Source organism: Brevundimonas sp., assembly GCF_046295595.1.
Classification (GTDB): domain Bacteria; phylum Pseudomonadota; class Alphaproteobacteria; order Caulobacterales; family Caulobacteraceae; genus Brevundimonas.
The window spans coordinates 108,675-120,998 of record NZ_JBKBMX010000007.1 but is presented as its reverse complement, the minus strand read 5'-3'; the positions used below and the strand labels follow the sequence as shown (position 1 = coordinate 120,998).

The following is a 12,324-nucleotide window of genomic DNA, read 5'->3' as shown; positions in this document are numbered from 1 at the left end:
CGGATGTGGGAGTTCTACCTCGCCGCCAGCGAGATGTCGTTCCGCCACCAGGGCCATATGAATTTCCAGATCCAGTTGGCCAAGCGCGTGGACACGGTCCCGCTGACCCGTGACTATATCACCGACACCGAACGCGCTCGTTCCGGTTTCCAGAGCATGGCGGCCTGATTTCAGGCCGCCGCCCCCTCGACAGGGCGCGACAGAACGCCCGCCGAACTGAAGGAAACGCCCATGACCAAGGTACTCGCCTGTATCGACGCCTCCCTCTACAGTTCCAGTGTCTGCGATCACGCGGCATGGGCGTCGACCCAGCTCAAGACCGACGTCCAGCTGCTGCACGTCCTGGACCGGGCTCCGGACGCCGTGCCGACGGATGTTTCGGGCAGCATCGGTCTGGGAGCCTCGGAGCATCTGCTGGAACAGCTCGCCAGTCTCGACGAGCAACGCGGCCGACTTCGTATGGAACGTGGCCGGGCGATCCTCGAAGAAGCCGAAAAGCGGGTCCGGGACCAGGGCGTCGCCGGGGTCACCACGGCGCTGCGCCACGGCGGCCTCGTCGATACGGTCCACGAACTCGAAGAGGATGCCCGTCTGGTGGTGCTGGGCAAGCGCGGGGAGCACGCCGACTTCGCCAAACTGCACCTCGGCGGCTCGGTCGAACAGGTGGTCCGCGCCAGCCACCTGCCAGTCCTCGTCGCGTCGCGCGAATTCCGCCCGATCCGCAAGCTGCTGATCGCCTTCGACGGCGGATCCAGCTCGCGCAAGGCGGTCGACTTCCTGCTCTCCGACCCGGCCTTCACGGCGTACGAATGCCATCTGGTGCACGCCGGCAAGCCGAAGGCCGACGACCCGCATCTGTCCTGGGCGCGCACCCGGCTGGCGGAATGGGGCGGGCCGCACGAAGTCGTCGAACGGCCGGGCGAGCCCGAGGCGGTGATCGAGGTCTATGCCCGCGACCATGGCATCGACCTGCTGGTCATGGGCGCTTACGGCCATTCGCCGATCCGGCGGTTCATCATCGGCAGCACCACGACGGCGATGATCCGCATCGCCAACCTCCCCGTCCTGCTGTTCCGCTAGGGCGAACGGGTGACCGTCTCCTTCGCAGCGCGGGACGAGCGCTTCGGCGCGCCTCCGGCGCGCCGGCTTCACAGTCCGGTCAAGCGCCAGATGCGGCACTGGCGCACCTAACGCCCTACACAGAGCCCCCACGACGGCCTATGTTGGCGTTGGACGCCCGCTGCGGGCCGCCGCCCGTCTGAGCTGCGACTCGACGGCGCCGCGCTTACCCTCTTCCGGTCGCGCTTGCTCCATCGGCCGCCTGAACCCGCCTCCTGCGAGGCCGACGGGCTGATGGAACTGGAGATACCGATGGCGAAGGAAGCCACCTTCACGCGCGAGGGCGTCGTTTTCGAAATCCTCCCCCAGAGCCGCTTTCGCGTGGACATGGATGAGGGTGCGCGGGTTCTTGCGCAGCTGTCCAGCAAGGCCCGTCGGACGGCCCGCCCCCTGCCCGGCGATCGCGTGGTGCTGGAGATGACGCACTATGACGAGGAGCGCGGACGCATCCTGGAGGTCCTGCGATGACCGACAAGCCGGAGCCCGACACCTCCATCGGCGACGTCTTTCAGGAACAGTCGGCGCCGCACCGCCGTTGGCGGGTGACCGGGCGCGGCCTCGTCTTCCAACTTGAATGCGTCGAAGAACCCCACCTGCTCCGCTTTCTGTCGTCAGCGTCGCTGACAGATCCGTTCCGCTACCGCCCTGCCGACTTGTTGCTCTGACTCAGATCGCGCGGTGCTTTCCTTCATCGGTGAAGTTCGATAGAAAGGCCGCCTTGGCCCCTGGGGGCCGGGATCCCCGAAAATCCGGGTGTCCACCTTATTGCAACCTGAGAGCATCGCGCTCCGAACGGCCCAGCTGTTTCGAACGACGCTGTATCTCCGCTCTCGTCGCTGATCGCGATGAAGGTTTGCTTGAGGACGGACACGTCGTTCGGCCCGCGCTTGCGCGGATCGCGGTTCCTCTCGTTCGCGGCCTGGCCGCGTTGGAGAAGGAGAACCGATGGACGTTGTCCAACCTCTATCTTGCACCGATCCTGAACCCCTTGCCGCGCCGGAGCCGACGCAGGCGCTTCGCGTCAAGCTGCGCGAGCTGGTGTGGCGCATGGATCAGGTGGCGGAGCAGCTTCGCACCACCGCCCGCACCATCGACGACCAGACCCTGGCGCTGGTCCTCGACACCAGCGACGCCAAGGCCCTGCTAACGGGAGGGGCCGATGTCTTTCGCTAGGACCGTCGGCCCCTCGGCCACCCTGATGATCGGCAATGTGTTGCGGATCAAACCCGCCGCCACCCTGGAAGAGGCGCGGCGCATCGCGCCCATGCTTCTCGACATCCCGGACGCGGACCTGAGCGAGCGAATGGCCCAAGCCCGCCGTCGGCTCGGCATTCCCACGACCGACCCGCGGAGGCGCGCATGACAACCACCCTTTCCCGCGCCCTGCCCACGCGACAGGCCGACCAGGCCTTCCATCACTACCGTATCGTCGCCGCCGACAAGGGCGGGGTGGCGACCGCGATCGCCTACGCCGGTATGGCGCGAATTCATCACCTCAACGCCGACACTGTGGACGAGGCTGTGCAGGCGATGGAAGTCGCGCTCCAGGCGCGGCTCGCCGGTTTCGCTTCGCGCCGCGACGTCGACGGCTGGCCCTCCGTCGAGGAATACCGTGACGTGCTGCTCGCCCTGCCGCCGACGCTGCGCGACGCCGTAACGCCGATACTGAAGGCTCACGCCCGGCTGCCGGACGCCCGGACGAGTATTGTAGAGCTGGCCCGCATCATGGGCGCGGACAGGTCGGAGCTTTTCTCAGAGTACCGCAGGCTGGGCCGACGGCTCTTCAGCGACCTGCGCCTTGCCCGACAGCGGCCCGCAAGGCGCGACGTGCGCTTCGTGCTGGATTCGTTCGCAATCTGCGAGCTGGAGGAGGCCGCGGAATATCCGGTGGTGCAGTTGCGCCCCGCCTTTGTGAAGGCGCTCGCATGACCATGGTGACACTCGCCGCGCCGCCGCCGGAACCGTCGGAGACGAGGGCCGTCACGCGCGTCTGCCCGCTGTGCGGGACCGACAACCAGGCGCTCCAGCGATTGCCGGAGAGCCCCGAGGCCTGGCCCATGAAGGCCTGTTCGCAGTGCGAGATGGTCTATCTCGAGCGGGCGCCCGACATCTCGGAGCTGTTCGTCAATTTCGCCTGGGAAAAGCAGCACGGCGCGGAGAACGAACGCCGCCACGAAGGACTGAGTCGCACCGAAGTCCGGGCGCGGAACGCGTTGCGCGGATTCCGTCCCCTGCCGCGCAAGAACGCCGTGGCGCTGGTCGAACGGTTCGCGGCTCCGGGCCAGGTCGTCGACGTGGGCTGTGGCAGCGGAAACCAGTTGGCGGAGCTGCCGGCTCAGTTCGTTCCGCTCGGCATCGAGATCTCCGAGGCGCTGGCGGCGGAGGCCCAGGACTTGCTCGCCGATCGCGGCGGCCGCGTCGTCAACGCCGACGCCCTGAGCGGGCTCAGGCGACTGAGTCCCAACGTCTTCTCCGCCATCATCATGCGGTCGTTCCTGGAGCATGACATCAACCCCGGACCCATCCTGGAAGCGTGCTACGCCGCCCTCGCGCCGGGCGGGGTGGCGGTGATCAAGGTGCCGAACTACGCCAGCCTGAACCGCCAGATCACCGGCGCCCGCTGGTGCGGTCTGAGGTTCCCCGACCATGTGAACTATTTCACGCCCCGAACCCTGTCCCGGTTCGTCACGGAGGCGGGGCTGAGGATCGAAGAGTTCGGTCCGACCTTCCGGCTCCCGACCAGCGACAATATGTGGATGGTCGCCTGCAAGGCGGTGCGACATGACTGACCCGTTGAGCCTTGGACAAAGGGAAGACTGTCGGTGGAACCTTCCAAGCTGCCTGCTCGCCTTTTGCAGCGAGTGCGCCCATGGCTGACTCTGACAAACCCGCCCGGCGACTCGTCGAGGAGCTGGACTACCGCCCGACCCCGATCGGCCCTGTGTCGCTGCGTCGCCGCTGGGTCTCGGCGATCGACGCGGACGTCTACGAAGTGATGCTGGGCGACGAACATCTGATGTCGAGCCTGTTCACCGTCGGCGAGACGCGGCTGGCGGAGCTGGGGCTCGCCTGGCTGGACGGCGGCGCGCTTGACGTGTTGGTGGGCGGGCTGGGGCTCGGCTATACGGCCCGGGCCGCCCTGGCGGACCCCCGCGTCGCCAGCGTCGAGGTGGCGGAATATCTTGAACCGGTGATCGCCTGGCACCAGGAAGGCCTGACGCCCTTCGGCGCGGCCCTCAGCGCCGACCCTCGATGCCGGTTCCGCCACGTCGACTTCTTCGCCCTCATGGCGGCCCCGGACCGGCGGTGGGACGCCATACTTCTCGACATCGACCACGCTCCCGACCGCTGGCTCGCGCCGGCCCACGCCGACTTCTACGGCGAGGCCGCCCTGGGTCGCCTTCGCGAAGCCCTCCGGCCCGAGGGCGTCTTCGCCCTCTGGTCGGATGATCGCCCGGATCCGCGGTTCCAGGAGCGGCTGGCCGCCGTCTTCGCCCAGACGGACGCGGTCGAGGTCGCGTTTCCCAATCCGCTGTCGGGCGAGGCCTCCCGGTGCACGATCTACCGCGCTCGCGGTTGAGCCTGCAGGTCCTCAAACCCGAAACAGTTTTCGCCATCTGATGGTCGGCAACACACACAGGGCCAGGCTCAGTGCGGCCGTCAGCAGCACCGCGGGGGGCTCGAGCCCGGCGGCGATGAACAGTCCATAGACGGCAGGCCCCGCCGCGGTGGAGACGACCATGCAGGCGCTCACCAGACTGCGCGCCGCCCCCAGCCGGTCGGGCGTCACGAGCTCGGCGACCATGGAGGTTCGTAGCAGGGCCCCGGCGGCGTTGGTCACGCCGGCGAGGGCGAGGAAGGCCCACACCGCCCAGCCGTTCCCGAAGACCGCGAGCAGCAGAACGCCCGCGATGAAGGGAGCCACGTGCAGCTGCAGCACCCGCCGGGATCCGATCCGGTCGACGACCGCTCCCGACAGGAATCCTGTCGGCGCCTGGATCAGGGCGAAGCCGACAAAGGCGGCGGCGAACACGGCCAACGGCAGTCCCAGGCTCCCGGCCAGCCAGCCCTGATGGAAAATCAGCGCTGTGATGGTGAAGGGACTGGCGACCAGCAGCGGCAGGAGCCGCCAGAACTCGGGATCAGACAGCAGCGCGCTTGAGGCGCGCTTCCTCGATTCCACGCCGACGAGCGTGGCGAGGGGGCACCGGAATTTCGCGTTTCGCCGGACCAGCGCCATAGCCGCGGGCGCGATGACCCCGGCCAGAACGAGGCAACACAAAGCCATGGCCCAGCGCCAGTCCAGCCAGGCGATCAGCACGACCACCGTGAGAGGCAAGACCCCTTCGCCAGCCGCATGCCCCAGACCCGTCAGGGACAGCGCCTTGCCGCGATGCTCCTCAAAGAAGCGGGCGGCGCCGGTCAGGGCGATGTGCGACATCAGCCCCTGCCCGGCGAGCCGCAGGAGAAAGAGACCGGCCGCCAGCATCGCCACCTGGGTCGCCGTCGCCAGCACCAGGCCTCCGATCGCGAGGGCGAGCAGGACCCAGACAGAGAAGCGCAGAAGGTCGGTGTCGTCCAGCCGGCGGCCCAGCGCGGGCAGGCACAGGGCGCTGGCGACCGTAGCCGCTCCATACAGGACGGCCATGAGCGGCTCTCCCACCGCCACGGCCTGCGACAGGCTCGGCACGAACAGGGAGATGAAGAACGTTTGTCCGAGACTCGATGCGAAGGTGAAGGCGAAGCCGAAGGCGAGGACGTCGCGATCCCGGCGGAGGAGCGACAGGAAACTCATCGTGATGCAGGTCTCGTGTGTTCGGGGGTGCACGCCGAACCGGGGGGCGGGCGAATGTTCATGCGTGCAACGCCCTTGGCATGATCACGGTCCAAAGAATCCCGCCGTCACGGGCGCCAATGATGCCCGGCTGATCAAACCTGTTCCGGCAGCAGCGGCGAGGGCGCCCCGGGCGAGATCACGGTCAGCCGGTGCATCGCCCGGGTGCAGGCGACGTAGAGCAGGTTTCGGTCCAGATCGGTCTGATAGACGCGGGCGCTGGCGTCGGGGATGACGACGCGGTCGAACTCCAGGCCCTTGGCGAGGTGGGCGGTACAGATCACCGCTCCGGTCGAAAAGTCCGTGCTGTCCACGTCCAGAAGCCGCACCTCGTCCCCCTTCGCCACCAGGGCGTCGTGCAGTTTTCGGGCCTGTTTCTGCGTCTTGACGATGATCGCCAGACTGCGGTGATCGGAGGTCTCGAAGGCCTGCAGCTCTTCGTGCAACCGCTCCGCAGCCTGCGCCTCGCCCGCGCAGACGAGGACCTCCGGCGCCTCGCCATGCCGCTTCATCGGAATGAGCTCGGGGTTGGGCGAAACGCCCAGCGCGAACTGCATGATCTCCCAGGTCGAGCGATAGCTGCGCTGCAGCTTCACCGGCGCTGTGGCGCGCAGGATCTTCTGGATGTCTTCGGCGGCCGAGGCTCCGAACGGGTTCACGGCCTGGGTGGCGTCGCCGAGGATGGTCTTTTTGCAGGGGAACAGCTTCGCCAGAACCGCATACTGGACGGGAGTGTAATCCTGCATCTCGTCGATCAGCAGATGCTTGGTCTCCCGATGAGGATTGTCCAGCCCGCCCAGCCGCATCTTCAGATGGATCAGCGGAAAGACGTCGGCATATTCCAACACCGCGCCCTTCGGCCGGTAGAGCTCGGGCTGGTCTAGCCAGTCGAACAGCCCCTTGTAGGCGGTCTTCAGGGCGATCGGCCGGGCCATGCTCCGCACCGCCTGGCGCAGGTCCTTGCGCTCATCGGTCCGCAGTTCGCGCCGGTAGTGCAGATAGATCTTGTGCTCGGTGGCGCCGACCACCTCGGCGATCCGCTGGGTGGTCGAGAGGCCCCGATGCTTCTGCCACGCCTCGGCGAGGTGCCAGTCGGGCACGATCGCGGTCCCCGAGCGCCAGCTGACGGCCTCGAAGGAACGGGCTTCCAGATGTTCGACATAAGCGTCGATCTGTTCAAGGAAGGCCAGCGAGCCCTTGACGGCGATCCGCTGGTTCAGCCCCTCGTTGCCGCCCTCATAGATCTGCGCCGCCTGTTCGAAGAAGGTCTGGAAGCGGTGTTTTCCTTCCAGCAGATCGTCGGCCAGGGTTTCCATGCCGATCTCGCGCACCTGTTCTTCGCCCAGTTCAGGCAGGACATTGCCGATGTAGTCGGCGAAGACGCGGTTGGGTGAGATGATCAGTATGTCCTTCGACGCCAGCGTCTCCTTGAAGCGGTAGAGCAGAAACGCGATCCGGTGCAGGGCGATCGACGTCTTCCCCGAACCCGCCACCCCCTGGATGATCAGGGTGTGGACGTCGGCGTCGCGGACGATGGCGTTCTGGTCGCGCTGGATGGTGGCGACAATGTTCTTCATGCCGTCGTCGGAGGCGCGGCCCAGTTCGTCCTGCAGCACGTCGTCGACGATGTTGACGCCGGTATCGAGCATCAGCTCCATCCGGCCGTTCTTGATGCGGAACTGGCGCTTGAGCGCGACGCGCCCCTTCACCTCTCCACCGGGCGCGTCATAGTGGGCCGGCCCGGTCTCGAAGTCGTAGAACACCGATGAGATCGGGGCCCGCCAGTCATGCACCCATGTGTCGCCGCTCTCTTCGTCACGGAAGTCGTGGATGCCGACGTAGAAGGGCTCTGCGCCCGCGTCGGGGGCGACGTCCCGGGCGAAGTCGAACCGCCCGAAATAGGGCGAGGCCAGCGTCTTCCCCAGCTTCTTGCGACGGTCGGCCAGCACCTCCGCCGAGCGGCTCTTTTGCTCGATGACCTGGTGCATGGCGATCTTGTCGATGTGGTCGAGGTCGCGCCGCGCCTCCCACATATATTCCTTGGTCTCGCGGATCTCGCGGGCGTAGTCGGTCAGCCGGCTGCTGATCACCGCCAGCGTCTGCCGGATGGCCTGGTGGCAGGCTTCAAGACGATGGCCCTCCGCCTCTGCGGCGGCGGAGACGCCAGCGGCCGGTTGAGCTTGAACTTCAGTTTTCATAGACGCCGCCGGTGCGTGAAAAAGTCGGGTGTCGCCACCGCGGTCGCGGCCGGCGCGGGGCTCGGCCGTGCCAGCTCGTGTCCGCGCGATGACGTCCTGAATATCAGGGTTGAGACCGGCGACGCCGCGCCTGATCGACCTCCAGTCTAGCCGGGGCGCTTCCCGGCGCCAACCGCGCTGCCGCGATGCTGATCACGAGACACCTGGATTCTGCTATGTGAGGGCCGCGATCGTGGCAGGCGTGATGAGGCGCCGTCCGGAGAACCGACCGGGAGGTCTGCGTGGATAGAAGGCGCCGGACCCGCCTCTGGCGGGACATCGACAGCCGGGGAACGCCCGCTTGAGCGCCGCCGGCGCCGCGCACCGCTGTCCGCTCTGCGATGGGCGCGCGGTGGAGTTTTTCGCCGAGGTCGAGGGCCGGACCTATCACCGCTGCCGCGACTGCTTCCTGACCTTCCTCGACGCCGGACAGCTGCCGTCGCTGGCCGAGGAGCGGGCCGAATACGAACTGCACCGGAATGATCCGGCGGACCCCCGCTACAGGGCCTTCCTCGACCGACTGGCCGCGCCGCTGTGCGAGGGTCTGGCGGCGGGCGCCAGCGGCCTCGATTTCGGCTGCGGTCCTGGGCCCGCCCTGTCGGTGATGCTGCGCGAGCGCGGCTACAAGATGCGGGACTACGACCCGCTCTACCGCCCGGACCCTGAGGCCCTCGCGGACAGCTATGATTTCATCACCTGCACGGAGGTCGTGGAGCATCTGCATCACCCCCGAGAGGTCTTCGCCCGGCTCGACGCCCTGCTCAAACCCGGAGGCCGGCTGGGCCTGATGACCCGGCTGCTCCGGGACGATAACGGCTTCGCCGACTGGTACTACCGCCGCCCGCCGAGCCACGTAATTTTCCTCAGGGAAGAAACCATAATCTGGATCGCCGGCGCGAGGGATTGGCAGCTCCAATCCGTTGGAGACCAGACCGCGATCTTTCTGAAGCGCTGACCAAGTCTCGCTGGCCGACAAGCGCCAAGCCGGCGCCGCTAAACTGGGCATTTCCGTTCATAACCCGCGCCGCTGTCTTCGGCGCAAACGTCACCCGATCTCTCGGGTTCTGCTGAAGGCGAGCTGCGGCCAGTTTTGTTCCGCATAGTCGAGATCCCATTGGCTGCGCGCAAGGTAGACGGCGTCGCCTTGGCGGTCACGCGCCAGGCTGGCTCGGTTCTGGGCCAGGAACAGATCCAGGTCCGCCCGGGGTCCGGAGACCCACCGCGCGACCTGTTGAGGGGGCGCCTCGACGCCGGCCTGGATATCATACTCCGTCTGGATCCGGCTCAGCAGGACGTCCAGTTGTAGCTGTCCGACCACGCCAATCAGGATTTGCGAGCCGATCTCTGTCGTGAACAGACGCATCACGCCTTCGTCGGCAAGCTCGTTCAGCGCCTTGCGCAGCTGCTTCATCTTCAGGGGCTCGTCCAGCCGAACCCGTCTTATGATCTCAGGCGCGAACGCGGGCAGGCCCCGGAAGCGAAGTGCCTCACCCTCGGTCAAGGTGTCGCCGACCTGCAGGACGCCGTGGTTCGGTATGCCCAGAATGTCGCCGGCCCAGGCTTCTTCGGCCCGCTCTCGCTCCTGGGCGAGAAAGAAGGTCGGGCTGTGAACGCTGATGCCGCGTCCGGTCCGGACCTGCTCCAGACGCATGCCGCGGACGAACCGGCCCGAACAAACCCGCATGAAAGCCATGCGGTCGCGATGGTTTCGGTCCATGTTCGCCTGGACCTTGAAGATGAAGCCGGTCACGGCGTCCTCGCCGGGCCGGACCTCGCGTGTGTCGGCCGTCTGGGGCTGGGGCGCAGGCGCGAATTCCTTCAGGCCTCTCAGGAGCGGCTCCACCGCGAAATTCTTCAGGGCGCTGCCGAAATAGACGGGTGTCGTGGTCCCGGCTTTGAAGGCGGAAGGCGACCACGGTGCATATCCGCCGGTGATCAGGTCGACTTCACCCCGCAACCGTTCAGCCGTCTGATCGTCCAGAAACTCGTTCAGACGACAGCCCCGCAAATCCTTGATCCTGATGCTCTCGCCCAAGGCTCCGGTTGCTGTGCCGTCCGGGCGCTGAAGTTCAAGCGTCCGCAAGTCGAGACAGCCCTGGAACAGGCCGCCGGTTCCGATCGGCCAGGTCATCGGGCTGACGTCGAGGGCGAGCGTCGACGCAACCTCGTCCATAAGCGCGAGAGGATCGCGGCTCTCGCGGTCGATCTTGTTGATGAAGGTCAGGATCGGAATATCCCTCAGGCGACAGACCTCCAGGAGTTTGAGGGTCTGGCTTTCGATGCCCTTGGCGGCGTCCAGCACCATGATCGCGCTGTCGACGGCGGTCAGGGTCCGGTAGGTGTCTTCGCTGAAGTCTTCGTGCCCGGGGGTGTCGAGCAGGTTGAAGACGCAGTCCCCCCATTCGAACGTCATCGCCGAACTGGTGACGGAGATCCCGCGCTGCTGCTCGATCTTCAGCCAGTCCGAATGGGCGCGCCGCCGATCGCCCCGCGCCTTCACCTGACCGGCCAGACGGATGGCGCCGCCGAACAGCAGCAGCTTCTCGGTGAGTGTGGTCTTGCCCGCGTCCGGATGGGAGATGATCGCGAACGTCCGGCGTCGAAGATACTCGACGTTCACGCCGGCATGGCGCTCGTGGATGTTGGTCAAAGGGGCCCTCTTTCGTCACACGCCGGCCGATCCGCAGATCGGAGCCAAGATCGCCGTCGGTTCGCAAGCCGCCGCGGGGACACAGCGTCGGTTGGAACGGGATCGGGTTGGATCCGGAAGCGCCTCGGGCGCTTCACCTCAAAGGCCAGCCGCGGTGCCCAGCGGCTGGCCGCCTCTCAATATAGGCGGTCGCCCGCCGGCTGTGTAGCGGCTACAGCGCCCCCTTCTTCAGCGCGTCGATAGGTAAGGAACCGGTCCGTCGGCGCTTGCGTCGTCCAGGCCGTATCCGCGCGCCTCGAAAAAGGCTTGGCTGTCGCCGTCGAGCGTTCCGGAAGCTCTTATTCTCTCCGCCTCGAACCCGGTCCGCATCAGGTCGGCGACATGGGCGTTGCGGCTCTGGCTGGTTCGACCGCCGAGAACGACGGTGATCAGCCTCCGCCCGTCCTGAGTGGAGGTCGCTGCCAGATTGTAGCCTGAAGCGCGAGTGAAACCGGTTTTCAGCCCGTCGATCGACGGGTCCGCATGCAGCAGGCCGTTCGTGTTCCGGAGCACCCGCCCCTCGAAACCCCACTCCCTCTGACCGAAATATCCGTAATACTGGGGGAAGTCTCTCATCACGGCGTGGCTCAGGCGCACGAGGTCGTGTGCAGAGGACACGTGTCGGGAGTCTGGCAGGCCGTGAGGATTGACGAAACGGGTCCGGCTGAGACCCAGTGTCCTGCCCTTTTCCGTCGAGGCGATCGCGAAGGCCTCCACTGAACCGGACAGATGCTCCGCCACTGCAACCGCCACATCGTTTGCTGACCGGACGGCGAGAGCCTGGATCGCCTCGTCCACCGACAAGGTCTGCCCTGCCGCCAGGCCCAACTTCGAGGGCGGCTGACTCGCCCCGCGCGCAGTCATCTGGATGCGGTCGGTCGGCCGCACATGGCCTTGAGCCATCGCGTCGAACAGCATGTACAGCGTCATCACCTTGGTGATCGAGGCGGGGTAGCGCGCATCGTCAGCGTGGCGCGCGAACAGCACCTCGCCAGTCTCCGCATTGATGACGATCGCAGCATAGCGCTCAGGCGTGTCAGCCTGTGCCGGGAAGCCCCCACTCCAGGCGGGCGGCGAAATCGCGCCGAACAAGGCAAGGCCGATCAAGAGCCGTGAACGGCGCAGGGTCTTCCACATAGGGGGTCCTTTCGCCCGCCCCGCATGGGCAGGCCTGAATGTGTGTCGTGATTTGATGCGAGGGTTATCCCTCAGGCCTAATCGAAGGTTAAGACCCGAAGCCTTGTCCGGCTCTCACATCTTCGTGGCGGGCGCTCTCACACCAAACGCCCCGCGCCCGATTTGAACGCGGCCTTCAGGCCCAGTACATGAACTTTGGAAGCCTCCTCGTCGTGCCGCGGCAAGTATTTCCAACAGACCGATGACCGCTGCCTCCAATGAGTGACGCGCCGGGGCGAAAGCCAGCCTTCGATCATCTTGGCTGACAA

General features: G+C 66.6%; 13 protein-coding genes. 9 read left to right on the top strand and 4 right to left on the bottom strand.

Features of this window, described 5'->3' with window-relative positions:
* The first annotated feature begins 231 nt into the window (after positions 1 to 231).
* The 8 genes from ACK4JY_RS07255 (at position 232) to ACK4JY_RS07220 (ending at position 4,699) form a co-directional block, all read left to right on the top strand.
* Positions 232 to 1,080, top strand: coding sequence for a universal stress protein (locus ACK4JY_RS07255; RefSeq protein ID WP_409604207.1), 849 nt, complete (start codon positions 232 to 234; stop codon positions 1,078 to 1,080).
* 291 nt (positions 1,081 to 1,371) lie between these two features.
* The gene (locus ACK4JY_RS07250) at positions 1,372 to 1,587 is read left to right on the top strand and encodes a translation initiation factor IF-1 (protein WP_409604205.1); all 216 of its coding nucleotides are present in this window, start codon (positions 1,372 to 1,374) and stop codon (positions 1,585 to 1,587) included.
* Complete coding sequence (locus tag ACK4JY_RS07245) at positions 1,584 to 1,784, top strand: hypothetical protein (protein WP_409604203.1); 201 nt, start codon at positions 1,584 to 1,586, stop codon at positions 1,782 to 1,784. The genes ACK4JY_RS07250 and ACK4JY_RS07245 overlap by 4 nt, the downstream gene beginning before the upstream one ends.
* 280 nt (positions 1,785 to 2,064) lie before the next feature.
* On the top strand, positions 2,065 to 2,292 hold the full coding sequence (locus ACK4JY_RS07240) for a hypothetical protein (protein WP_409604201.1): 228 nt from the start codon (positions 2,065 to 2,067) through the stop codon (positions 2,290 to 2,292).
* Complete coding sequence (locus tag ACK4JY_RS07235) at positions 2,279 to 2,482, top strand: hypothetical protein (protein ID WP_409604200.1); 204 nt, start codon at positions 2,279 to 2,281, stop codon at positions 2,480 to 2,482. Before ACK4JY_RS07240 ends, ACK4JY_RS07235 begins: the two co-directional genes overlap by 14 nt.
* Positions 2,479 to 3,048, top strand: a complete 570-nt coding sequence (locus tag ACK4JY_RS07230; protein WP_409604198.1) for a hypothetical protein — start codon at positions 2,479 to 2,481, stop codon at positions 3,046 to 3,048. The genes ACK4JY_RS07235 and ACK4JY_RS07230 overlap by 4 nt, the downstream gene beginning before the upstream one ends.
* Positions 3,045 to 3,908: a class I SAM-dependent methyltransferase gene (locus ACK4JY_RS07225; RefSeq protein WP_409604196.1), complete on the top strand. Its 864-nt coding sequence runs from the start codon at positions 3,045 to 3,047 to the stop codon at positions 3,906 to 3,908. Before ACK4JY_RS07230 ends, ACK4JY_RS07225 begins: the two co-directional genes overlap by 4 nt.
* An 80-nt stretch (positions 3,909 to 3,988) precedes the next feature.
* Positions 3,989 to 4,699, top strand: a complete 711-nt coding sequence (locus ACK4JY_RS07220; RefSeq protein ID WP_409604195.1) for a spermidine synthase — start codon at positions 3,989 to 3,991, stop codon at positions 4,697 to 4,699.
* Between the two features lie 12 nt (positions 4,700 to 4,711).
* Here the strand turns inward: ACK4JY_RS07220 and ACK4JY_RS07215 are convergent, their stop codons facing one another.
* Together ACK4JY_RS07215 and ACK4JY_RS07210 are read right to left on the bottom strand one after the other, a co-directional pair.
* A complete protein-coding gene (locus ACK4JY_RS07215) occupies positions 4,712 to 5,914 on the bottom strand; it encodes an MFS transporter (RefSeq protein ID WP_409604193.1) in 1,203 nt (400 codons plus the stop codon).
* Positions 5,915 to 6,048: 134 nt separating this feature from the next.
* Positions 6,049 to 8,151, bottom strand: a complete 2,103-nt coding sequence (locus ACK4JY_RS07210; RefSeq protein WP_409604191.1) for a HelD family protein — start codon at positions 8,149 to 8,151, stop codon at positions 6,049 to 6,051.
* 391 nt (positions 8,152 to 8,542) lie between these two features.
* Here ACK4JY_RS07210 and ACK4JY_RS07205 point away from each other — a divergent pair, with 391 nt between their 5' ends.
* The gene (locus ACK4JY_RS07205) at positions 8,543 to 9,145 is read left to right on the top strand and encodes a class I SAM-dependent methyltransferase (RefSeq protein ID WP_409604189.1); all 603 of its coding nucleotides are present in this window, start codon (positions 8,543 to 8,545) and stop codon (positions 9,143 to 9,145) included.
* A 90-nt stretch (positions 9,146 to 9,235) separates the two neighbouring features.
* Here ACK4JY_RS07205 and ACK4JY_RS07200 read toward each other — a convergent pair whose 3' ends face one another.
* Positions 9,236 to 10,840, bottom strand: coding sequence for a peptide chain release factor 3 (locus ACK4JY_RS07200; RefSeq protein WP_409604187.1), 1,605 nt, complete (start codon positions 10,838 to 10,840; stop codon positions 9,236 to 9,238).
* Between the two features lie 228 nt (positions 10,841 to 11,068).
* Positions 11,069 to 12,016: a D-alanyl-D-alanine carboxypeptidase family protein gene (locus tag ACK4JY_RS07195; RefSeq protein ID WP_409604185.1), complete on the bottom strand. Its 948-nt coding sequence runs from the start codon at positions 12,014 to 12,016 to the stop codon at positions 11,069 to 11,071.
* Positions 12,017 to 12,324 lie beyond the last annotated feature (308 nt).